The organism is Sphingomonas sp. S2M10 (assembly GCF_012650175.1).
In the GTDB taxonomy this organism is placed as follows: Bacteria; Pseudomonadota; Alphaproteobacteria; order Sphingomonadales; family Sphingomonadaceae; genus Sphingomonas.
This window is the reverse complement of the sequence record NZ_JAAILI010000067.1, coordinates 39,198-60,792: the sequence shown is the minus strand read 5'-3', so window position 1 is coordinate 60,792 and position 21,595 is coordinate 39,198. Positions and strand designations below refer to the sequence as shown.

Here is a 21,595-nt window from a genome sequence, read left to right as displayed (position 1 = left end):
TAGGCTTCCGCAATCATTAAGACCGACGAATCCGTGGACTTTGTTATTTTGGAATTCTTTCCAATAGCTTGACGCTCCGTCCGGTCGAGGATCGTGCGCAGTTCGCCATGTAGCGCGCGCTTGGCAATTTGTCGGTTGGTGATTTGGTCGGATGCGACATGGTCGACGAATTGTGTTCGGACTGCATCCCCGCCAGCCTTTACACAATATTAGGCGGTTGACACGTTCGCCCTTCCCCCTCCCCTTGCCTGCGGCCACAGCCCTGTGCAGTAAGAAAACCCGGCTGTGTTGTTCGGCCTCGCAGACCGAGGGCGAATTGCCAAAAGCGCGGGTCCGATCTGATCCGGGGTCGTGGAGATCGACGGGCTACCTGTTGTTCGGAATTTGGGTTGGCGGGCGTCGAGTGCTTTAACGTTGGTTCGGCCGTCAGCGGGTTCCTGGCATCTGATTGAGACCGCCGGCTCACAGTAGTAAGCACCACCCTCCCATGTATAGCCCACACTATCCGTTCTCCCTACTCCTCCTCTTCTCCGCTTCCCATGCGCGAGAACGAGCCGCAATGTACGCACATGCAGGACCGTGAGCCGGTTTTCATCTCCGTGATCTGCAAGGTGTCGAGCAGGAGTAACCTCGGCACTACAACTAAGATCCCCCGCTCTGGATACGAACTTTACGGGGGCTGCCGACAGGAGCTGACAATGACCGAAGGGAAATTTCTTACGCCTGAAGAAGTGGCCGAACGCTACCGGGATGCTGTCTCGGTCGGCACGCTTCGCAACTGGAGACTCAAGAGATATGGGCCGGCATTCCTGAAGATCGGGAGGACCATTCTCTATCCCGTCGAGGAACTTGATGCTTGGGACAAAAGGAATACGGTGATTTGCCGTGCGCCGCAGGGACTGATCGTGCCGCCGGATGATCGAGTGTGACGATGAGAATCGATCGCTCTATACCGATCCCAATTAACGGCTCCAGTTTTGGACTGATCGTAATATTATTGATATTTTTCAATACATTGCCGAGATGGCAAGGATTATCCACAACCACCCCTCGGGCGACCCGAGCCCCAGCCGCGCCGATATCGAAGTCACGCACAAGATCATCGAGGCCGGCAGGCCGCTCGGGATTCTGGTGCACGACCATATCATCATCGGCAGCAAAGGCCATGCCAGCCTAAGGGCGAAGGGGCTGATTTAGGGAATTTAGGGAGGCCGGAAAGAGCGTTTCCTCCCCCGCCAGGGGGAGGTGGGCCGCGCAGCGGCTCGGAGGGGGAGGAAGCACGACGGCCTGAGAGGTTCTGGCATCCTCCCCCTCCGTCGCGCTGACGCGCGCCACCTCCCCCTGGCGGGGGAGGAAACGCTATGGGCTTCCGCCCCTTACTTCTTCCGCTTGAAGTCCACCGACACGACGTTCGAGCCGTCCTCGGCGGGCTTGGCCATCGGGCCGTCGCCGTCATTTTCGGCATCATCGTGCTCGTGCGGCTCGGGGCCCTCGGGGCCTTCGCTCGCCTGGAAGCGCAGCTCGAAATTGACCGCCGGATCATGGAAGCCGGTGATCGCCGCGAACGGGATCGTCAGGATCGACGGGATCTGGTTGAAGCTGAGCCCCACCGAGAATTTCCGGTCGTCCACCGTCAGGTCCCAGAAGCGGTGCTGAAGGACGATGGTCATCTCGTCCGGGAACCGTTCCATCAGCCGCTGCGGGATGTCGACTCCCGGCGCCTGCGTCTTGAAGGTGATGTAGAAATGATGCGTGCCCGGCAGGCCGCCGGTCTGCGCCACCGATCCGAGCACGCGGCCCACCACGGCGCGCAGGGCTTCCTGCACGATCTCGTCATACGGAATCAAACTATCGGGCACGGAGGCATTCATGCCCCTTGGGTAGCGGCTGGAAAATTACGGTCAAGATTGCATGCGACGCTGGCAGCGTTATGTGCACCTCCATGCGCACCGCGACGATCAGCCGGAAGACCAGCGAAACCTCGATCGACGTCACCGTCAACCTCGACGGCACCGGCGTCTATACCATCCATACGGGCATCGGATTCTTCGATCACATGCTCGAGCAGCTGAGCCGACACTCGCTGATCGACATGGACATCAAGACCGTGGGCGACCTCCATATCGACCAGCACCACACGGTGGAGGATACCGGGCTCGCGATCGGCGAGGCGATCGCCAAGGCGCTGGGCGACAAGAAGGGCATCCGCCGCTACGCCGATGCGCTGTCGCCGATGGACGAGACACTGACCCGCGTCGCGATCGATATTTCGGGCCGGCCGTACCTCGTGTGGAAGACCGAATTCAGCCAGAAGAAGCTCGGCGAGATGGACACCGAGATGTTCGAGCACTGGTTCCACAGCTTCGCCCAGACCGCAGGGCTGACGCTGCACGTCGAGACTTTGTACGGCAGCAACAACCACCATATCGCCGAAGCCGCATTCAAGGGCCTGGCCCGCGCGCTGCGCGAGGCGGTGGAGATCGATCCGCGCAAGGCGGATGCCATCCCGTCGACCAAGGGAGTGCTGTGATGATCCTCGTGCTGCTGACCTACAAGGTGGACATCGCCCAGATCGACGCACTGCGCCCCGCGCATGTCGAATGGCTCAAGCAGGGCGTCGCCGACGGCCGCCTGCTGGTCGCGGGCCGCAAGGTGCCGGTGACCGGCGGCTTCTTCATGGCGCGCGGCTCGCTGGACGAGGTGCAGGCCTGGGCCGCGGGCGATCCCTTCGCCACGGCGGGCGCCGCCGAATATGAATTCGTCGAAGTCGCGCCCAGCATCCTCGCGCCGGGGCTGGAAGCGCTCGGCCAGTGACGGTCGCGCTGATCGATTACGGCGCGGGCAACCTCCACTCGGTGCACAATGCGCTGAAGGCGGCGGGTGCCGCCGATATCGCGGTGACGGCGGACCCGGCAGTGGTGCTGAGCGCCGACCGCGTGGTGCTGCCCGGCGTGGGCGCGTTCGGCGCCTGCGCCTCGGGCCTGCGGGCGCTGCCCGGCATGATCGAGGCGCTGGAGACGCGGGTGCTGCGCGACGCAGTGCCCTTCCTCGGCGTATGCGTCGGCATGCAGCTGCTCGCGACGACCGGCGAAGAGCTGGGCAGCCATGCCGGGCTCGGCTGGATCCCGGGCACAGTCCGCCAGATCCCCGCGAGCCCCGAGCTGCGCGTCCCGCATATGGGCTGGAACGACGTGGTCCCGACGGTCGATCATCCGCTGATCGAGCGCGGCGAGGCCTATTTCCTCCACAGCTTCGCCTTCAATGGCGAGGCGGTGCTCGCCACCACCGAACATGGCGGCCCGGTGACCGCCGCGATCGGCCGCGACAATATCGTCGGCCTGCAGTTCCACCCGGAAAAGAGCCAGCGCTACGGCATCGCGCTGCTCGAACGATTCCTGGCGTGGAAGCCGTGAGCGCATTGCCCCTCCTCCCCCTTGACGGGGGAGGATACCGTAGCTTGGCGCTTCAGCGCCTAGCGAAGGTTGGAGAGGGTGAGCGCGGCGCAGCCGCGCGCGCTTGCCATGCAAGCGCTCCCCCTCTCCCGCTGCGACTAGGCTCGCTTCGCTCCCCAAGTCTCGCGGCCTCCCCCGCAAGGGGGGAGGCAGTTTGGAAGAACCAATGACTCTGCACATCTTCCCCGCCATCGATCTCAAGGCCGGCCAGGTCGTTCGCCTCGCCGAAGGCGACATGGCGCGCGCCACCGTGTACGGCGACGACCCGGCCGCCCAGGCCGCGCTGTTCGCGGAGGCCGGCGCCGAGTGGCTCCACGTCGTCGACCTCGACGGCGCATTCGCGGGCGAATCGGTCAACGGCCTCGCGGTCGCCAACATCCTCGCCAGGACGCCTGCCAAGGTGCAGCTCGGCGGCGGCATCCGGAACCACGAATCGATCCGCCGCTGGCTCGACATGGGCGTCACTCGCGTCGTGATCGGCACCACCGCGCTTGAGAACCCCGATCTCGTCCGCGAAGCCGCCCGCGCGCATCCCGGCCAGATCGTCGTCGCCGTGGACGCCCGCGACGGCATGGTCGCGACGCATGGCTGGGCCGACGTGTCGGACGTCAGCGTGGTCGATCTCGCCCGCCGCTTCGAGGATGCCGGCGTCGCCGCGCTGCTCTTCACCGATGTCGGCCGCGACGGGCTGCTTAAGGGGTGTAACGTCGAGGCGACCGTGGCGCTCGCCCGCGCCGTGTCGATCCCGGTCATCGCCAGCGGCGGCGTCACCGACATCCACGACATCCATGCCCTGCGCGGCCATGTGGAAGACGGCATCGAAGGCGTGATCTCGGGCCGCGCGCTCTATGACGGCCGGCTCGACCTGGCCGAGGCGATCGAGGCCGGGCGATGACCGTCCGCGCCCGCGTGATCCCCTGTCTCGACGTGGCGAACGGCCGCGTCGTCAAGGGCGTCAACTTCGTCGAGCTGCGCGACGCCGGCGATCCGGTCGAGCAGGCCCGCGCCTATGACGCGGCGGGCGCCGACGAGCTCTGCTTCCTCGACATCACCGCCAGCCACGAGGCGCGCGGCACGATCCTCGACGTGGTGCGCCGCACCGCCGAGGTGTGCTTCATGCCGCTCACCGTCGGCGGCGGCGTGCGCAGCGTCGAGGATGCCCGCGCGCTGCTGCTGGCGGGCGCGGACAAGGTCGCGGTGAACAGCGCGGCGGTGTCGCGGCCGGAAGTGGTCGCCGAGATTGCCGACCGGATGGGCAGCCAGTGCGTCGTCGCCTCGGTCGACGCGCGGCGGACCGGCGACGGGCGCTGGGAGGTGTTCACCCATGGCGGCCGCCGCGAAACCGGCATCGACGCGGTGGAGCACGCGCTCCGCCTCGCCGAACTGGGCGCGGGCGAGCTGCTCGTCACCTCGATGGACCGCGACGGCACCCGCGACGGCTATGACCTCGACCTGATCCGCACCATCGCCGACCAGGTGACGGTGCCGGTGGTCGCCTCGGGCGGCGTCGGCGGGCTGGAGGACCTGGTGGCGGGAATTCGCGACGGCCATGCCTCGGCGGTGCTGGCGGCGTCGATCTTCCATTTCGGCCAGGCGACGATCGCCGAGGCTCATGCCGCGCTGGCGGCGGCGGGCATTCCGGTGAGGGGGTAGGTAGACGGCTCTAACTGGACCGATAAACACCTACCCCACCAGCCACTTAACAAGCCCTGCTCCGAGCAGAAGTACCAGTGCACAGCCCCACCACGGGATCGGTGTGCCATCATCGAATTCGCCTGACTCAATGAAGCGGCGCACATCCTTCTTTTGGCGCGTCGCGTACGGCTCGTCCCGCGCGCGAATGTCCGCATCATCGAGGTAGTGGTGGACGGCCTCTGGCGTTGCATCGATCGGCAGTTCGCGTTGAAGCTCACTGGAGAGCCGCTCGATCTCGCCCCAATCGGGTCGTTCTTGTTCTTCGAGATCGAGGATGACTGCCAAGCGGCTTTGTAGTTCGTCCATCTCCATAGCTGCAGCCTAGCGCCGCATGATCGCGAGGCAATGGCCCCGATCTAAGGGCTCTACACCGCCGTCGGCCGGCTCAGCACATACCACGCACACCCCAGCATCGCCGCCGCCACGCCGACCGCCAGCCACGGCCCCGGCCGCGCGCCCCAGGCGAACAGGCCGTAGCCGAGCGCCATGCCCGCACACGCCATCGCCTTGCCCTTGCGCGGGATCGCGCTCTGTTGGCGCCACGCGACCAGCGTCGGGCCGAATCGCGGATGGTCGAGCAGCCAGGCCTCCAGCCGCGGCGAGGAGCGGGCGAAGCAGCCGGCGGCGAGGATCAGGAAGATCGTCGTCGGCATCAGCGGCAGCAGCGCGCCGATGAAGCCGAGCGCGACGAACACGAAGCCCAGCACCAGCCATAAGGGTCGCGACAGCCGCCCCTGCCCTGCCCCCGATTCGCGTTCCTGCACCATCGTCATCCTGCCCTGCTGCCGCGAATCGCTCGCAATCACCATAGGGGAAGCCCCGCAATCCCGCGCCCCAGGATTGACAGCGCCGCACGGCTCCCGCAGCCGGAGACCATGGCCGACCTTCTCGACACGCTCGAACAGACCATCCGCGACCGCCGCACCGGCGATCCCGCGACCAGCTATGTCGCCAAGCTCACCGCCCGCGGCCGCGCCAAGATCGCGCAGAAGCTGGGCGAGGAAGCCACCGAGGCGGTGATCGCCGCGATCCAGGACGATCGCGCGGAGATCGTGAAGGAATCGGCGGACCTGCTCTTTCACCTGCTCGTGCTGCTGGCGGACATGGGGCTGAGCCTCGACGACGTCCGCGCCGAGCTGGCGCGGCGCGAGGGCGTGTCCGGGATTGCCGAAAAGGCGGCTCGGGGGGCGTGAACGCAGCGGCTCTCTTCATTCCTCCCCGGCACGGGGAGGGGGACCGCGCGGCACAGCCGCGTGGTGGAGGGGAGCCTCCGCACCGGAGTCGCTTGCCGCACGCCCCCTCCACCATTCGCTGCGCGAATGGTCCCCCTCCCCGTTCCGGGGAGGATCTAAGTAACGGAGCCCACCAATGCCGATCGACCCTACCCAGCCCTATGACGACCAGAATATCTTCGCGAAGATCCTGCGCGGCGAAATTCCCGCCAAGAAGGTCTACGAGGACGAACATGCCCTCGCGTTCCACGACATCGCGCCCCAGGCGCCGCACCATATCCTGGTGATCCCCAAGGGCGCCTATGTCAGCTGGGACGATTTCTCGGCCCGCGCCTCCGAGGCGGAGATCGCCGGGTTCGTCCGCGCCGTCGGCACCGTCGCCCGCGCGGCGGGGTTCGTCGAACCCGGCTACCGGCTGCTCGCCAATACCGGCCTCGATGCCGGGCAGGAGGTGCCGCACCTCCACGTCCATATCTTCGCGGGGCAGCCGCTGGGGCCGATGCTCGCGCGCTGATTGCGCGAACACGCAACAATGTTTCGCCCTGGCACGCGGTAAGGGATTGCGCGGGCCGCGTTTGGGGCTAGGCTCGCGGCTTTACCAATTTGGGGGCGGCGCGACGCTCGCCGCATAGGGGACAAGGAAATGATATTCGGGCGCGTAAAGCCTCTCGATGCCATTCTCGCGACAGCCGAAAAGAAATCGCTCCACCGTTCGCTGGGCGCCTTCCAGCTGACCATGCTCGGCATCGGCGCGGTGATCGGCACCGGCATCTTCGTGCTCACCGCCGAAGCGGCGCAGAAGGCCGGGCCGGGCATGATGATCTCGTTCGTCATCGCCGGCTTCGTCTGCGCCGTCGCGGCGCTCTGCTATGCCGAGATGGCGGCGATGGTGCCGGTATCGGGCTCGGCCTATACCTATAGCTACGCCGTGATGGGCGAGCTGGTCGCCTGGATGGTCGGCTGGGCGCTGATCCTCGAATATGCGATCGCGGCGGGCGCCGTGTCGGTCGGCTGGTCCGGCTATATGATGGGCTTCGTCCAGAATAATTTCGGCATCGAGGTGCCGCTGGCGCTGATCCGCGGGCCGTTCGACGGCGGCATGATCAACCTGCCGGCGATGGCGGTCGCCGCCGTCGTCACCGCGCTGCTGGTCAAGGGCACCAAGGAAAGCGCCTCGGTCAACGCGGTGCTGGTCGGCATCAAGATCCTCGCGCTGGCGATGTTCGTGGTCGTCACCCTGCCGGTGCTCAAGACCGGCCAGTTCACGCCGTTCGCGCCGCTGGGCTTCGCCGGCATTTCGGGGGCGGCCGCCTCGATCTTCTTCGCCTATGTCGGCTTCGACGCCGTCTCGACCGCCGCTGAAGAGACCAAGAACCCGCAGCGCAACATGCCGATCGGGCTGATCGGCAGCCTGGCGATCTGCACCATCTTCTACATGCTCGTCGCCGCCGGCGTGATCGGCACCGTGGGCGCCCAGCCGGTCTATGGCCCGGGCGGCGCAGTGCTCTCGCCTGGCACGCCCGCGCTGTCGCAGGCCTGCTCGGCGCTGACCGAACAGGCGGTGGTCTGCTCGAAGGAAGCGCTGGCCTGGACGCTGCGCTCGATCGGCCATCCGTTCCTCGGCTGGCTGGTGGGTGCGGCGGCGATCATCGCGCTGCCCTCGGTCATCCTGATGATGATGTTCGGCCAGACCCGCATCTTCTTCGTGATGAGCCGCGACGGGCTGCTGCCCGAATTCTTCTCGCGCGTGCACCCGAAGTTCCACACCCCGCACGTCATCACCATCCTGACCGGGGTGTTCGTGTCGCTGTTCGCGGCGTTCTTCCCCGTCGGCCTGCTGGCGGACGTGTCGAACTCGGGCACGCTGTTCGCCTTCGCCGCGGTGTCGATCGCGGTGATCGTGCTGCGCCGGACGGATCCCACCCGCCACCGCCCGTTCCGCACCCCGGCGATCATGGTGACCGCGCCGATCGCGATCGCGGGCTGCGTCTATCTGTTCTTCAGCCTTTCCGGCCCGACGATCGGGCTGTTCTTCGGCTGGGCGGCGGTGGGCCTGGTGGTCTATTATGCCTATAGCCGTTCGCGCAGCCATGTCGGCCGCGGGCTGGTCGAGGTGCCCGAAGCCGATGCCGACGCCCCGCCCCAGCCGGTGCCGCCGATCGGCGACGCGCATACGCCGGGCTACAAGGACGCCTGATCTTCGGATCGGGCGGACAAAAGGAAAGGGCCGGAGGCGCGATCCTCCGGCCCTTCTTCTTTGGGTATCGTCACCCTCACCCTTCCGGCGCTTCGCGCCTCCCTCCCTCTCCCAAAGGGAGAGGGATTCTTGGCCCTCTCCCTTTGGGAGAGGGAGGGGCCCGCCGCCGCAGGCGGTGGGAGGGAGAGGGTGACCGAAGCCGCTCAGCCCAGCTTCGCGGCGGCGAGCGCCTTCAGGTCCTTCTCGGCACGCGCGCCATAATGCTGGATGATCTCCGCCGCGCAGATCGCGCCGAGCTGGAGCGATTCCTTCAGCCCCTTGCCCTGGGCCTGGCCGTGCAGGAAGCCGGCGGCGAACATGTCGCCCGCGCCGGTGGTGTCGACCAGCGCCGCGATCGGTTCGGCGGGCACTTCCACCCGCTCGTCGCCCTGGAGCGCCATCGCCCCCTTCTCGCTGCGGGTGACGACGAGTAGCGGCACCTTGCCATGGATGTGCTGCACCGCCGCCTCAAAGTCCGCATGCGCGCACAAAGCGAGCAGTTCGGCCTCGTTGGCGAACAGGATGTCGATCAGCCCGTCCTCGATCAGCTTGCGGAAATCGTCGCCGTGGCGCGAGATGCAGAACACGTCGGAGAGGGTGAAGGCCACCTTGCGGCCGGCGGCGCGGGCGATCTGAATCGCCTTGCGCATCGCGGCGCGCGGCTCTTCCGGATCCCAGAGATAGCCTTCGAGATAGAGGATCGCGCCGTTCGCGATCAGCTGCTCGTCGAGCGCGGCGGCGGGCAGGAACTGCGAGGCGCCGAGGAAGGTGTTCATCGTGCGCTGGCCGTCCGGCGTCACGAAGATCAGGCAGCGCGCCGAGGTCGGCTGGCCGGGGCGGGCGGCGGTGTCGAAATGGACGCCGGCGGCGCGGATGTCGTGCGCGAAGACTTCGCCGATCTGGTCGTCCGCCACCTGGCCGATGAACGCGGCCTTGCCGCCCAGCGCGGCGATGCCCGCCACGGTGTTCGCCGCCGAACCACCGGAAACCTCGCGGCCCGGGCCCATCTTGGCGTAGAGCGCATCGGCCTCTTCGGGCGAGAACATCAGCTGCATCGAGCCCTTCGGCACGCCGATCGATTCGATGAAGGCGTCGTCGGCCTGGGCGAGGATGTCGACGATCGCGTTGCCGATCGCGACCACGTCAAAGCTGGGGTTGGTCAAGGTTCAGGGCTCCAATTGTAATGGGCGTCGCCCTAGAGAGAGGCAGGTGCAAGTGCAACCGAGGGAAAACCGTTTGAACGCCATGCGTATTGCCAAGCCGTCGGTGCCGCTCGCCGCGCTGTTGCTCGCCGCCTGTTCGGGCACGGTGCCCGCCGCGCGGCCGGCGGCGCCGCTGCCGGTGCCGGGCCGCATGCCCGAGCAGCCCGCGAACCTCGCCCCGATCCGCGGGCTCACCGCGCCGCAGCTGCTCGCCCGGTTCGGCCAGCCGCGGCTCGACGTGACCGAAGGCAAGGGCCGCAAGCTGCAGTTCGTCGGGCCGATCTGCGTGCTCGACGCCTATCTGTACCCGCCCGAGCGCGGAAATGGCGCGGCGGCGGTGACCTGGGTGGACGCGCGCCAGCGCAACGGCAGCCCGCTCGACCAGGCGAGCTGCGTCGCGGCGCTGGGGAAGCGGAAGTAGGGGGCAGTCATCCCCCCACACGAAACCATCGTCATTCCCGCGAAGGCGGGAATCCATTCGCCTGTACGTCCGGGGGAAAGAGCCGCAGCATCAGCGCCAATGGATCCCCGCCTTCGCGGGGATGACACTGTTCTTGAGAGGGCGACGTACTCTCTCCGCTTGCTGACCTCCAATCCTACGGCAGCAGGATCGTCGACCCCGTGGTCTGCCCGCCTTCGATCGCGCGGTGTGCTTCTGCCGCGTCCTTGATCGCGAACCGCTGGCCGATCTCCGGCTTCACCGCGCCCTTCTCCAGCATCGCGAACAGCCGCGCCGCCCCCGCCTGCCGCTCCTCCTGCGTGACATAATAATCGAACAGCTTGGGCCGGGTGACGAACAGCGAGCCATGCTGGTTGAGCGTGGCGAGCTTCACGCCTTCCACCGAGCCGCTGGCATTGCCATAGCTGAGGATCAGCCCGCGCCGCGCCGCCGATCCCAGCGATGCTTCCCAGGTCGCCTTGCCGATCCCGTCGAACACCACCGGCACGCCTTCGCCGCCGGTGATCTCGCGCACCCGTGCGGCGACATCCTCCTGCCCGCGCGACAGCAGCACATGGTCGCAGCCGACCGCCTTCGCCTTCTCCACCTTGGCTTCGTGGCCGACGGTGCCGATCACCGTCGCGCCGAGGCCCTTGAGCCAGCCGACCGCGATCTGCCCGACGCCGCCAGCGGCGCTATGGACCAGCACGGTCCAGCCCGGCTGCACCTTCGCCGCGCGCTCGACCATGAACTCGACCGTGCAGCCCTTGAGCAGCACCGCCGCCGCGGTCTCGCTGTCGATCTGCTCGGGCAGCTTGAACAGGGTGTCCGCCTTGAGGTTGCGCGCGGTGGCATAGGAACCGAGCGCCGGCCCGAAGGTCGCCGCGCGGTCGCCCACCGCGAAGCCGGTGACGCCTTCGCCCACCGCCTCGATCACCCCCGCGCCCTCGACGCCGATGCCCGAGGGCAGTTGCGCCGGGTAGACGCCGGTACGGTGGTACACGTCGATGAAGTTGAGCCCGGCCGCTTGCGTCCGCAGCCGCACTTCGCCGGGGCCGGGCTCGGGCAGGTCGACCTCGACCCATTGCAGCACCTCGGGGCCACCGGTCTGCTCGAAGCGAATCCTCTGTTCCATGGAAACTCCGTCCCTCAATGTATCGGCCACACGGCCATGATCAGCGGCGTGCCTATCAGCAGCACCAGCAACGACAAGGGGGCGCCGAGCCTGGCATAGTCGCCGAACTTGTAGCCGCCCGGCCCCATCACCAGCGTGTTGCACTGGTGGCCGATCGGGGTGAGGAAGTCACAGCCCGCGCCCACCGCCGTCGCCATCAGGAACGCCTCGGGCCGATAGCCGAGCTCGCCCGCGAAGGTGGCGGCGATCGGCGCCATCACCAGCACCGTCGCGGCGTTGTTGAGGAAGGGCGTCACCGCCATCGCCGCCGCCAGGATCAGCGCCACCGCCCCCCAGGGCGGCAGCGTTGCGGCGAGATGACCGAGATTGTCGCCGATGATCTTGGTGGCGCCGGTGGTGCGCAGCGAATCGCTGACCGGGATGAGCGCGCCGAGCATCACCAGGATCGGCCATTCGATATGCTCGTACGCCTCGCGCACCGGCAGCGCGCCGAGCAGGATTGTGAGCCCCGCCGCCGCGAAGAACGCGACCGCGACGGGGATATAGCCGGTCGCGGTCGCCGCCATCGCCACGGCGAGGATGGCCAGCGGCAGCAGCCCCTTGCGCGCGCTGCCCAGCCGCAGCTCGCGCTGGGCGAGCGGCAGGCAGCCGAGCTCGCCCAGCCGCTCGAACAAAAGGTCGAGCGGGCCCTGCAGCACGATCACGTCGCCCGCGCGCAGGGCGATGTCGCCAAGCCGCGCCGAAAGCCGCGCACCCTGGCGCGACACCGCAATCAGGTTGACGCCGAACCGCTCGTGCAGCCCCAGCCGACCGGCGGTGCGGCCGATCAGCGCGGAGTCGGTGCCGATCACCGCCTCGATCACGCCCACCTCGCCGGTGGCGCCTTCGGGCTGGGCGCGATCCTGCCCCTCCAGCACCAGCGCATCGGTGGCGATCACGCGTTCGAGATCGTCGGGCGCGCCGGTGAGGATCAGCACATCCTCGGGGCACAGCCGATTGTCCGGGAACGGCATGCTGCGGATGCCGCCGCGCAGGATCGTCGTGACCGTCACGGCATGGTCATGGCGCTCGCGGAATTCGGCGACCGTCTCGCCCACCGCCGCGGAGCCCTCGGGAACAGCCGCCTCGGTGACATAGTCCTCGATGTCGAGAGCCTCGCCCAGGGTGGGCGCGGCGCGGCGGTCGCGCGGGATCAGCCGATAGGCGAAACGGAGGAAGACCAGGCCGACCAGCGTCAGCCCCAGCCCCACCGGCGCATAATCGAACATGCCGAAGGGCTGCCCGGTCATCTCCTCGCGCACACGGCTGACGATGATGTTGGGCGAGGTGCCGATCAGCGTGATCAGCCCGCCGAGCAGCGAGGCGAACGACATCGGCATCAGAAAGGTGGCGGGCGAGGCCTTGGAGCGCTTGGCCATCTGGAATGCCACCGGCATCATCATCGCCAGTGCGCCGATATTCTTGACCAGCGCCGAGGCGAAGCCGACGCTCGCGCTCAAGAGCAGCAATTGCGAGCGCACCCGCGTTACCCGCCGCTGGAGCAGCAGCATCGCCCGCTCGATCACGCCCGATCGCTGGACGGCAGCGGAGAGGACGAGCGCGGAGGCGACGATGATGACGATGTCATCGGCAAAGCCGGTGAACGCCTCCTTGGGCTTCACCACCCCCACCGCCAGCGCCGCAAGCAGCGCCAGCACCGCCACCATGTCGTAGCGGAGCTTCCCCCAGATGAAGAGCAGCATCATGCCGCCGAGCACGAGGAGGGAGAGGATCTGGGGAGTGGTCAAGCGAACCTCGCGGAAGGGGGTGCGAGGAAGCTAACGCCGCGATGCGCGGTTGGCTCCGGCGGCCAACCATGTCCTCCCCCGCGAGGGGGTGGACGATCGCATGTGCCCAAAATACGTCGTCATCCCCGCGAAGGCGGAGATCCATTGGCGCTGATGCCGCGGCTCTTTCCCCCAGCGCTCAGGGCAATGGATTCCCGCCTTCGCGGGAATGACGTTGGTTTTTGAAGCCGCAGACCAACGGCTTCATGTGCGATAGCCATCCTCTTGGGAGGATATGCTTTTAGGATTGCACGCTCAGGCCGCGCTCAATGCACCGTGCCCAGCACCTTGGGCACGGACAGCAGCACCACCAGCCGTTCGATCTGGCGCCAGCGGCAGAAATGGACGACATTGCCGAGATCTCGGCTCGCCTCGGCACGCGCCGCGGCTTCGCCACAGGCGGCATGGCCGAAGCGCCGAATCAGATCGGCCGCGTCGTGCACTTCGTCCCGATCGCTCAGATAGGGATAGACGTCCATTGCTACTCCAACACATGGGCGAGCCCCCAGCCCGTGCCAGCCTGATACGCCCGTTTCCCTTCCGCTCCGGTGGACGAGGCTGGTGAACGATCGGGAAACCATGGGGAAGGCTGGCGCCTCGCGCAGATTCGTGGCAAGGGGCACCATGCAGTCCACCCCTTCGCGCACGCCGATGGCCGGCGGCTTCCTGTTGACGGCGAGCATTCTCGTCGGCGCGGTTGCCGGAGCCCTACGCGGCCAAGCGACGGTGGGGCTGCTGGCCGGACTGGCGGTGGGGCTCGCTCTCACGCTCGCCGTCTGGCTTATCGATCGCGCGCGAGGTTAGAGGGGCGCGCCTGCCACTGTCGTACGGGCTTGCGGTGCGCCGCGCGTAGCCCCAACTTTTAGGGTCTCAATGTCTATTTCGAATCTACCGACGCGCCTCGCCGAGGCGCTGGAACAGCGTGGCTATTCCACGCTGACCCCCGTTCAGTCCGCCGTCCTGGAAGACCAGGCCGCGGGCCGCGACCTCATCGTTTCCGCCCAGACGGGCTCGGGCAAGACGGTCGCCTTCGGCCTCGCCATGGCGCCCGAACTGCTCGCCGGCGAAGAGATGCTGCCGCCCGCCGGCGCGCCGCTCGCCCTCATCATCGCGCCGACGCGCGAGCTGGCGCTGCAGGTCAGCCGTGAGCTGATCTGGCTGTACAGCCCGGCCGGCGCGCGCATCGCCACCTGCGTGGGCGGCATGGACGCCTCCAAGGAGCGTCGCACGCTCAACCACGGCGCGCACATCGTCGTCGGCACGCCGGGCCGTCTGCGCGACCACCTGGAGCGCGGCGCGCTCGACCTCTCGAGCCTCCGCGTCGCGGTGCTCGACGAGGCCGACGAGATGCTCGACATGGGCTTCCGCGAAGAGCTGGAAGCGATTCTCGACGCGACGCCCGAAGACCGCCGCACGTTGCTCTTCTCGGCGACGATGCCGCGCCCGATCGTCGCGCTGGCCAAGCGCTACCAGCGCAACGCCTTCCAGATCACCACCAAGAGCGACGATCGCGGGCACGGCGACATCAGCTACCAGGCGGTGACCGTCGCCCCGGCCGATATCGAGCATGTCGTGATCAACCTGCTGCGCCTGCACGAGGCGGAGACGGCGATCCTGTTCTGCGCGACCCGCGACAATGTCCGCCATCTCCATGCCAGCCTGATGGAGCGCGGCTTCGCGGCAGTGGCGCTGTCCGGCGAGCATTCGCAGTCCGAGCGCAACCATGCGCTGCAGGCGCTGCGCGATCGTCGCGCCCGCGTCTGCGTCGCGACCGACGTCGCCGCACGCGGCATCGATCTGCCGACGCTGACGCTGGTGGTGCATGTCGAACTGCCGCGCGATGCCGAGACGCTGCAGCACCGCTCGGGCCGTACCGGCCGCGCGGGCAAGAAGGGCACCGCGGTGCTCATCGTCCCCTATCCGCGCCGCCGCCGCGTCGAGCAGATGCTGCACGGCGCGCGCATCCCGGCCGAATGGATCGACGCACCGACGCCCGAGCAGATTCGTGCCGCCGATCGCGAGCGGCTGATCGCCGCCCTGCTCCAGCCGATCGAGACCGACGAGGAAGACGTGGCGCTGGCCGAGCGCCTGCTCGCCGAGAAGACCCCGGCCGAGATCGCCGCCGCGCTGGTGCGTGCGCACCGCTCGCAGCTGCCCGAGCCCGAAGAGCTGATCGAGGCGACGCCGGAAGCACGCCGCGCCGCGCAGCAGGAGCGGCATCGCCCCGGCTTCGACGATACGGTGTGGTTCCGCATGGATATCGGCCGTCGCCAGAACGCCGATCCGCGCTGGATCCTCCCGCTGATCTGCCGCCGCGGGCACATCACCCGCAACGAAGTCGGCGCGATCCGCATCGCGGCGAACGAGACGCACTTCCAGATTCCGGCGCCGCTGGCGGCGAAGTTCTCGGCAGCAGTCGACAAGTTCGCGCGGACTGCGGGCGACGACGATGACGGCATTCGCATCGAACGCGCCGCCGATGCGCCCCAGCCCGGCGCGCGCGCCGACGGCCCGGTGCGTCGCGGCCCGCCGAACCGCAGCAACGCCAACGGCAAGCCCGGCGGCTTCCGCAAGGGCCCGCCGCGCGGGCGCTGAGCTGACAACGCTCCCCTTCCCGACGTGGAGGGGGAGCCGGCCTCCTCACAGATTGTTGGTCGTCATCCCCGCGAAGGCGGGGATCCATTGGCGCTGAAGCCGAGGTTCTTTCCTCCAACGCACAGGCGAATGGATTCCCGCCTTCGCGGGAATGACGACTATCGGGTCGGGGCGTGCCTTCGCCGGCCTCTTACTCCGCCCGATGCCGCTTGCGTCCATCCAGCGCGGACAGCACCCCGCGCAGCGTGCGCAGTTCCTGGCTCGACCAGCGCGGCTTGGTCAGCAGCGTGCGCAACGTCCGTTTGGTCGAGGGCACACGGTCCGGCGGGAAATAATAGCCCGAATCGTCGAGCATCGCGTCGAGCTGGCCGATCATCCCGTCCAGCTCCTCCTGCGGCGCCGGCGGATCAAGGTCGACCGCGGGCGGGCTCTCCAGCCCGACATGCTTCGACCATTCATAGGCGACCAGGATCACCGCCTGGGCCAGGTTCAGCGAGCCGAATTCGGGGTTGATCGGCACGGTGACGATCGTGCGGGCAAGGGCCACATCATCGGTCTCCAGCCCCGAGCGCTCCGGCCCGAACAGGATCGCGCTGCGGGTGGGCGCGCCGTGGATCTCGCGCGCGGCGACCTCGGGGGTCACTACCGGCTTGGTCACGCCGCGCTTGCGCACCGTGGTCGCATAGACGTGCGTGCAATCCGCCACCGCATCGGCGACGCTCTCGAAGACCTGTGCCTTTTCCAGCACCAGATCGGCGCCACTTGCCGCCGGCCCGGCCGAAGGGTTCGGCCAGCCGTCGCGGGGGGACACCAGCCGCATCTCGGTCAGCCCGAAGTTGAGCATGGCGCGCGCGGCCTTGCCGATATTCTCGCCCAATTGCGGGCGGACGAGCACGATCACGGGGGAATTCAACTTTTGCCGACCTCGCTGACGTTACCGGCGAATTCCTCGAAATCCTTCGCCTCGCGGAAATCCTTATACACGCTGGCGAAGCGGATATAGGCCACCGAATCGAGGCCCTTGAGCGCCTCCATCACCAGCTCGCCGATGCGCTGGGAGAGGATTTCGCTCTCGCCCGTCGTCTCCAGCTGGCGCTGGATGCCGGAGACCAGCCGCTCGATCTGGGCGGGCTGGATCGGGCGCTTGCGGCAGGCGGTGGAGACCGAGCGCATCAGCTTCTCGCGCTCGAACGGCTCGCGCCGCCCCTCATTGCCATTGGCGCCGCTCTTTACGACGGTCAGGTCGCGCAGCTGGATGCGCTCGAAGGTAGTGAAGCGCGCACCGCACGCCTCGCATTGCCGCCGCCTGCGGATCGCCGCCCCGTCGTCGGTGGGGCGGCTATCCTTTACCTGGCTGGCTTCATTGGAACAGAAGGGACAGCGCACTTAGCCGCCGTAGATCGGGAAGCGTTCGCACAGCGCGCGGACGCGGGCCTTCACATCGGCCTCGACCGCGGCGTCGCCCGCCTCGCCCTTGTTCCGCAGCCCGTCGAGCACGTCGGCGACCATGTTGCCGATCTCGCGGAACTCGGCCGGGCCGAAGCCGCGGGTGGTGCCCGCCGGCGAGCCGACGCGGATGCCGCTGGTCTTCATCGGCGGCAGCGGATCGTTGGGGATGCCGTTCTTGTTGCAGGTGATCGCCGCGCGCTCCAGCGCCTCGTCGGCATCCTTGCCCGTCACGCCCAGCGGGGTGAGGTCGACCAGCGCGAGATGCGTGTCGGTGCCGCCCGAGACGAGGTTCGCACCGCGCTCCTTGAGCGTCGCCGCCAGCACCTTGGCGTTCTCGACCACGGCTGCCGCATAGCTCTTGAACTCGGGGCGCAACGCCTCGCCGAAGGCGACCGCCTTGGCGGCGATCACGTGCATCAGCGGACCGCCCTGAAGACCCGGGAACACCGCCGAGTTGATCTTCTTGGCTACGCCCTCGTCATTGGTCAGGATCATGCCGCCGCGCGGACCGCGCAGCGTCTTGTGCGTGGTGGTGGTGACGACATGGGCATGGCCGAACGGGGTCGGGTGGACGCCGCCGGCGACCAGGCCCGCGAAGTGCGCCATGTCGACCATGAACATCGCGCCGACCTCGTCCGCGATCGCGCGGAAGCGGGCGAAATCGATGTGGCGCGGATAGGCCGAGCCGCCGGTGATGATCAGCTTGGGGCTATGCTCGCGGGCGAGCGCGGCGACCTGGTCATAGTCGATCAGGTGATCGTCCGGGCGCACGCCGTACTGGACCGCGTTGAACCACTTGCCGCTCATCGCCGCGCGGGCGCCGTGCGTCAGGTGGCCGCCGGCATCGAGGCTGAGGCCGAGGATGGTGTCGCCCGGCTTGGTCAGCGCGAGCATCACCGCGCCGTTGGCCTGCGCACCCGAGTGCGGCTGGACATTGGCGAAGCCGCAGCCGAACAGCTGCTTGGCGCGGTCGATCGCCAGCTGCTCCACCTCGTCGGACGGGTGGCAGCCTTGGTAATAGCGCTTGCCGGGATAGCCCTCGGCGTACTTGTTGGTGAACACAGAGCCCTGCGCCTCGAGCACCGCCTTGGAGACGATGTTCTCGGAGGCGATCAGCTCGATCTGATATTGCTCGCGGGCGAGCTCATGCTCGACGCCGGCGAACACCGCCGGATCGACCTCGGCGAGCGATTTGGTGAAGAAGCCATCCGGCTGAAGGCCTGCCGTTACGGGGTTGGTGCTCATGCGGGGCTCCTTTCGGGGTTGCGCAGCTTCTCCACGCGACGCTGGTGACGGTCGCCGAGGAAAGCCGTTTCGAGAAACATGGTGATGCAGGCCTTGGCCATCTCGATGCCGACCAGCCGGGCGCCGAGCGCGATGACATTGGCATCGTTGTGCTGGCGCGCAAGGCTCGCCGAGAGCGGCTCGGAGACGAGCGCGCAGCGGGCGGCGGGATTGCGGTTGACCGCGATCGAGATGCCGATCCCCGATCCGCACAGCGCGATGCCAAAGGTCGCCTCGCCGCTCTCGATCGCCTTGCCAAGGCGATAGCCATAATCCGGATAGTCGACGCTCTCCGGTCCGTTGGTGCCCAGATCGAGCACGTCGTGGCCAAGGCCACGCAACCAATCGGCGAGTTCTGCCTTCATGGCGAAGGCGGCGTGATCCGAGGCGAGGGCGATGCGATGCTGCATGGCGGCCCTCTACGCGCGTGTGCGCCCGCTGACTAGACACCCAGGAGACCATATGCCGAAGACTCTGTCCGTTCTGTTGCCCGCGCTAGCGCTGGGTCTCGCCGCCTGCTCGCCGAGCACCGAGGACCGCGTCGACAATTCGCTGGAGCGCACCGGCGACTCCCTGTCCAACGCGGCGGATCGGCTGGGCGACCGGATCGAGAATGGTGCGGACCGCGCCGGTCGCGCGATCCGCGAAGGCGCGGACGACACCGGTGACGCGCTGGCGAACGGCGTCGATCGCACCGGCAACGCGATCGACGACGCGGCGCATTGAGGTCCTTTTCCCTCCCCCCTTGCGGGGGAGGGAGGGGCCCGCTGCCGGAGGCAGTGGGAGGGAGAGGGGAGCGATTTGCGAACGCAAATCGCGCGGCGCTGCGCGCCGCTCACCCTCTCCAAGCTTCGCTAGGCAGCACGCTGCCAAGCTACGCTATCCTCCCCCGTCAAGGGGGAGGAGTTCAGTCCTACGCCACCGCCTTCTTCCCCCGCTTCGGGCTGCCGGACTTGAGTACGCCGCGCCGGAACAGCCGTGCCGCGATCGTCAGCGTGCCCGCCACCCACAGCGCCTGCCAGACAAAGGCGAGCGCATGCGGCCAAAGCTCCGGCGCATTCGCCGCCCGCGCCGCCATCGCCATCGGCGAGCTGAACGGCACGATCTCCGCCGCCGTCGCCACCCAGCTCCCCGGGTTACCGGCCGCATAGGAGGCCATGCCGAACATCGCGAACTGGAAGATGGTGATCGGCAAGGACAGCATCTGGATCTCGCGCTGGGTGGAAGCAAGCGCACCCACGCCCAGGAACACCGCGCTCTGCAGCAGATACGCCATCACGAAATAGCCGACGAGCAACAGCGGGAAGATCGGCCCGACCGCGACGCTGAGGCTGCTCAGCATCCCCGCCGCGTCCCCCGGCAGCAGCCGCGGCAGATTGGCGACCAGCGTGCCCCAGAAGGCGACGAACAGCAGCGCCGACCCGAAGGCACCGAGCAGCTTGCCGAAGAACACGCTTTCTAGCGGTACCGCGGCGGCGAGAATCTCGATCACCTTGTTCGAACGCTCCTCGGCCATCGCGCCCACTGCCTGGCCCGACAGCATCAGCGTGACGAGGAAGATCGCGAAGGTGGAGAAATAGGCTGCCTGCCCGCGCCCGCTGACCGTCGGTGCTTCCCGCCGGATCGTCTCGAAGCGCGGCGTACTGCGAATGCCCCCGGCCTGTTCGGCGCGGAGCGTCTGCGCGGCGAGCGCGGCGAGATAGCGCCCCTCGGCCTCGGCACCCGCGCGGCGCAGCACCATGGGGCGGTCGAGCGGGCCGTACAGCACCGCCGCCACCTCGCTCGCATCCGCATCGAACAGCGCGCGTGCCTGCCGCGCCGGATCGGCTTGCGGCTGCTCGAGGCGCAGGCGCGGCCGGACGGAATCGCGGGTGAACACGCTGCGCAGCTCGCGATCGCCGGCGCGCAGCGCGTCATGCTGGCCTAGCGGCGCGATCGCGACGATCTGCTGCCGCGCCTCGCTGGCGCTGCTCGCCGCCTGCCCGCTCAGTCCGCCGATCACCCCGAAGCCGATCATCAGCAGCGGGCTGAGCAGGAACAGCAGGAAGGTCGGCGTCATCACCGTCGCGGTGAAGTCCCGCCTCGCGATCGTCAGCGCGTGGCGAAGGAAGCGCGGCATCATGCGGCCGTCTCCGTCTGGTCGGACAGCGCATCGGCGCCGACGATGCGGACAAAGGCGTCGTGCAGGCCCGGTCGTTCGATCGACAGACCGGAAATGCCGTGCCCGGCGTCGATCAGCCGGACCAGCAGCGCTTCTATCCCGCCATCGGGCACGGTGAAGCGCCAGCTGCCGCCCTCGCGCACGGCGTCGCCCGGCAGCATCGCGCCGATCGCGTCCGCATCGTGATGCGGCGTGTAGCGGGCGCGGAGCGGCAGCAGCGCACGGGCATCGTCCACCGTGCCCTCGAACCGCACCCTCCCGCCGGCGATCACCGAGATGCGCTCGCACAGCCGCTCGGCATGCGCCATCACATGGGTGGAAAAGAGGATCGTCGCGCCGCGATCGCGCTGGGCGCGGATCAGCAGTTCGAGCCGTTCCTGGTTGACCGGGTCCAGCCCCGAAAAGGGCTCGTCGAGCACCAGCAGATCGGGCTCGTGCACCACCGAGCCGAGCAGCTGCACCAGCTGCGCCATGCCTTTGGAGAGCTTGCGGATCTTGTCGTCGGCGGCATGGCCGAGACCGGCGCTCTCGAGCAACTCGCCCGCCCGCTTGCGGCCGGTCGCCCAGGGCAGCCCGCGCAGCGCGCCCATGAAGGCGATCGCCTCGCGACACTTCATGTTGGGATAGAGCCCGCGCTCTTCGGGCAAATAGCCGACCTGATCGCTCATGTCGCGCGGATGTCGGCTGCCGAGCAACGTCCGTTCGCCCCCATCGGGTTCGATAATGCCGAGCAGCATGCGCAGCGTCGTGGTCTTGCCCGCCCCGTTGGGGCCGAGCACGCCGTAGATCAGCCCCTTGGGCACGGCGATCCCGACGCCGTCGACGGCACGCCGATCGCCGAAATGCTTGACCAGCCCGGAGGCACTCACGGCCAGTTGCTGCAACGATG

The 21,595-nt window shown here is 68.0% G+C and carries 26 protein-coding genes and 1 pseudogene; 14 read left to right on the top strand and 13 right to left on the bottom strand.

The window, feature by feature from the left end; genetic code table 11:
- Positions 1–698: 698 nt before the first annotated feature.
- Both S2M10_RS16770 and S2M10_RS16765 read left to right on the top strand, forming a co-directional pair.
- Positions 699–929 (top strand): helix-turn-helix domain-containing protein, encoded by a 231-nt coding sequence (locus S2M10_RS16770; RefSeq protein ID WP_168847075.1) that lies wholly within the window; start codon positions 699–701, stop codon positions 927–929.
- 97 nt (positions 930–1,026) lie between these two features.
- Positions 1,027–1,197 (top strand): annotated as a pseudogene (locus tag S2M10_RS16765) (JAB domain-containing protein); the annotation flags it as partial.
- 179 nt (positions 1,198–1,376) lie between these two features.
- Here S2M10_RS16765 and S2M10_RS16760 read toward each other — a convergent pair.
- Entirely contained in the window at positions 1,377–1,871 is a 495-nt protein-coding gene (locus tag S2M10_RS16760; RefSeq protein ID WP_168847074.1) for a ClpXP protease specificity-enhancing factor SspB, read from the bottom strand.
- A 71-nt stretch (positions 1,872–1,942) separates the two neighbouring features.
- On the opposite strand from S2M10_RS16760, the gene hisB reads away from it, so the two are divergent.
- The 5 genes from hisB (at position 1,943) to hisF (ending at position 5,105) form a co-directional block, all read left to right on the top strand.
- Positions 1,943–2,530, top strand: a complete 588-nt coding sequence (hisB, locus tag S2M10_RS16755) for an imidazoleglycerol-phosphate dehydratase HisB (protein ID WP_141988612.1) — start codon at positions 1,943–1,945, stop codon at positions 2,528–2,530.
- The gene (locus tag S2M10_RS16750) at positions 2,530–2,814 is read left to right on the top strand and encodes a YciI family protein (RefSeq protein WP_168847073.1); all 285 of its coding nucleotides are present in this window, start codon (positions 2,530–2,532) and stop codon (positions 2,812–2,814) included. The genes hisB and S2M10_RS16750 overlap by 1 nt, the downstream gene beginning before the upstream one ends.
- Entirely contained in the window at positions 2,811–3,413 is a 603-nt protein-coding gene (gene hisH / locus S2M10_RS16745) for an imidazole glycerol phosphate synthase subunit HisH (RefSeq protein ID WP_168847072.1), read from the top strand. The genes S2M10_RS16750 and hisH overlap by 4 nt, the downstream gene beginning before the upstream one ends.
- A 205-nt stretch (positions 3,414–3,618) precedes the next feature.
- Complete coding sequence (hisA, locus tag S2M10_RS16740) at positions 3,619–4,347, top strand: 1-(5-phosphoribosyl)-5-[(5-phosphoribosylamino)methylideneamino]imidazole-4-carboxamide isomerase (protein ID WP_168847071.1); 729 nt, start codon at positions 3,619–3,621, stop codon at positions 4,345–4,347.
- Entirely contained in the window at positions 4,344–5,105 is a 762-nt protein-coding gene (gene hisF / locus S2M10_RS16735; RefSeq protein ID WP_168847070.1) for an imidazole glycerol phosphate synthase subunit HisF, read from the top strand. The genes hisA and hisF overlap by 4 nt, the downstream gene beginning before the upstream one ends.
- A gap of 30 nt (positions 5,106–5,135) precedes the next feature.
- Here hisF and S2M10_RS16730 read toward each other — a convergent pair whose 3' ends face one another.
- Together S2M10_RS16730 and S2M10_RS16725 are read right to left on the bottom strand one after the other, a co-directional pair.
- Complete coding sequence (locus S2M10_RS16730; RefSeq protein WP_168847069.1) at positions 5,136–5,459, bottom strand: hypothetical protein; 324 nt, start codon at positions 5,457–5,459, stop codon at positions 5,136–5,138.
- Between the two features lie 53 nt (positions 5,460–5,512).
- Positions 5,513–5,914, bottom strand: coding sequence for a YbaN family protein (locus tag S2M10_RS16725; protein ID WP_168847111.1), 402 nt, complete (start codon positions 5,912–5,914; stop codon positions 5,513–5,515).
- 108 nt (positions 5,915–6,022) lie between these two features.
- Between S2M10_RS16725 and S2M10_RS16720 the strand changes: the two genes are divergently transcribed.
- From S2M10_RS16720 to S2M10_RS16710, 3 genes are all read left to right on the top strand, one after another.
- Positions 6,023–6,340, top strand: a complete 318-nt coding sequence (locus S2M10_RS16720; protein ID WP_168847068.1) for a phosphoribosyl-ATP diphosphatase — start codon at positions 6,023–6,025, stop codon at positions 6,338–6,340.
- Between the two features lie 175 nt (positions 6,341–6,515).
- A complete protein-coding gene (locus tag S2M10_RS16715; RefSeq protein WP_168847067.1) occupies positions 6,516–6,893 on the top strand; it encodes a histidine triad nucleotide-binding protein in 378 nt (125 codons plus the stop codon).
- Positions 6,894–7,022: 129 nt separating this feature from the next.
- The gene (locus S2M10_RS16710) at positions 7,023–8,576 is read left to right on the top strand and encodes an amino acid permease (protein ID WP_168847066.1); all 1,554 of its coding nucleotides are present in this window, start codon (positions 7,023–7,025) and stop codon (positions 8,574–8,576) included.
- Positions 8,577–8,779: 203 nt separating this feature from the next.
- Here S2M10_RS16710 and S2M10_RS16705 read toward each other — a convergent pair whose 3' ends face one another.
- Positions 8,780–9,778, bottom strand: coding sequence for an adenosine kinase (locus tag S2M10_RS16705; RefSeq protein ID WP_168847065.1), 999 nt, complete (start codon positions 9,776–9,778; stop codon positions 8,780–8,782).
- Between the two features lie 82 nt (positions 9,779–9,860).
- On the opposite strand from S2M10_RS16705, the gene S2M10_RS16700 reads away from it, so the two are divergent.
- Positions 9,861–10,238, top strand: coding sequence for a hypothetical protein (locus S2M10_RS16700; RefSeq protein ID WP_348770622.1), 378 nt, complete (start codon positions 9,861–9,863; stop codon positions 10,236–10,238).
- A gap of 175 nt (positions 10,239–10,413) precedes the next feature.
- Here the strand turns inward: S2M10_RS16700 and S2M10_RS16695 are convergent, their stop codons facing one another.
- The 3 genes from S2M10_RS16695 to S2M10_RS16685 all read right to left on the bottom strand — a co-directional run bounded on the left by S2M10_RS16695 (position 10,414) and on the right by S2M10_RS16685 (position 13,696).
- On the bottom strand, positions 10,414–11,391 hold the full coding sequence (locus S2M10_RS16695; protein WP_168847063.1) for a quinone oxidoreductase: 978 nt from the start codon (positions 11,389–11,391) through the stop codon (positions 10,414–10,416).
- Positions 11,392–11,405: 14 nt separating this feature from the next.
- Complete coding sequence (locus tag S2M10_RS16690; RefSeq protein WP_168847062.1) at positions 11,406–13,178, bottom strand: SLC13 family permease; 1,773 nt, start codon at positions 13,176–13,178, stop codon at positions 11,406–11,408.
- 305 nt (positions 13,179–13,483) lie between these two features.
- Positions 13,484–13,696 (bottom strand): hypothetical protein, encoded by a 213-nt coding sequence (locus tag S2M10_RS16685; protein WP_066720093.1) that lies wholly within the window; start codon positions 13,694–13,696, stop codon positions 13,484–13,486.
- 145 nt (positions 13,697–13,841) lie between these two features.
- On the opposite strand from S2M10_RS16685, the gene S2M10_RS16680 reads away from it, so the two are divergent.
- Together S2M10_RS16680 and S2M10_RS16675 are read left to right on the top strand one after the other, a co-directional pair.
- Entirely contained in the window at positions 13,842–14,021 is a 180-nt protein-coding gene (locus S2M10_RS16680; RefSeq protein ID WP_168847021.1) for a hypothetical protein, read from the top strand.
- Positions 14,022–14,090: 69 nt separating this feature from the next.
- On the top strand, positions 14,091–15,812 hold the full coding sequence (locus tag S2M10_RS16675; RefSeq protein ID WP_168847061.1) for a DEAD/DEAH box helicase: 1,722 nt from the start codon (positions 14,091–14,093) through the stop codon (positions 15,810–15,812).
- A gap of 190 nt (positions 15,813–16,002) precedes the next feature.
- Here S2M10_RS16675 and S2M10_RS16670 read toward each other — a convergent pair whose 3' ends face one another.
- The 4 genes from S2M10_RS16670 to rpiB are packed head-to-tail and all read right to left on the bottom strand — an operon-like array spanning position 16,003 to position 18,955.
- Positions 16,003–16,713, bottom strand: a complete 711-nt coding sequence (locus S2M10_RS16670) for an RNA methyltransferase (protein WP_348770621.1) — start codon at positions 16,711–16,713, stop codon at positions 16,003–16,005.
- A gap of 8 nt (positions 16,714–16,721) precedes the next feature.
- Entirely contained in the window at positions 16,722–17,198 is a 477-nt protein-coding gene (nrdR, locus tag S2M10_RS16665) for a transcriptional regulator NrdR (protein WP_168847059.1), read from the bottom strand.
- Positions 17,199–18,506, bottom strand: coding sequence for a serine hydroxymethyltransferase (gene glyA / locus S2M10_RS16660; protein WP_168847058.1), 1,308 nt, complete (start codon positions 18,504–18,506; stop codon positions 17,199–17,201). It abuts the gene before it with no gap.
- On the bottom strand, positions 18,503–18,955 hold the full coding sequence (gene rpiB, locus S2M10_RS16655) for a ribose 5-phosphate isomerase B (RefSeq protein WP_168847057.1): 453 nt from the start codon (positions 18,953–18,955) through the stop codon (positions 18,503–18,505). Before rpiB ends, glyA begins: the two co-directional genes overlap by 4 nt.
- A 52-nt stretch (positions 18,956–19,007) precedes the next feature.
- On the opposite strand from rpiB, the gene S2M10_RS16650 reads away from it, so the two are divergent.
- On the top strand, positions 19,008–19,271 hold the full coding sequence (locus S2M10_RS16650) for a hypothetical protein (protein WP_168847056.1): 264 nt from the start codon (positions 19,008–19,010) through the stop codon (positions 19,269–19,271).
- Between the two features lie 187 nt (positions 19,272–19,458).
- Here S2M10_RS16650 and S2M10_RS16645 read toward each other — a convergent pair whose 3' ends face one another.
- Entirely contained in the window at positions 19,459–20,667 is a 1,209-nt protein-coding gene (locus S2M10_RS16645; protein WP_168847055.1) for an ABC transporter permease, read from the bottom strand.
- On the bottom strand, positions 20,664–21,590 hold the full coding sequence (locus tag S2M10_RS16640) for an ATP-binding cassette domain-containing protein (RefSeq protein ID WP_168847054.1): 927 nt from the start codon (positions 21,588–21,590) through the stop codon (positions 20,664–20,666). Before S2M10_RS16640 ends, S2M10_RS16645 begins: the two co-directional genes overlap by 4 nt.
- Between the last annotated feature and the right edge of the window lie 5 nt (positions 21,591–21,595).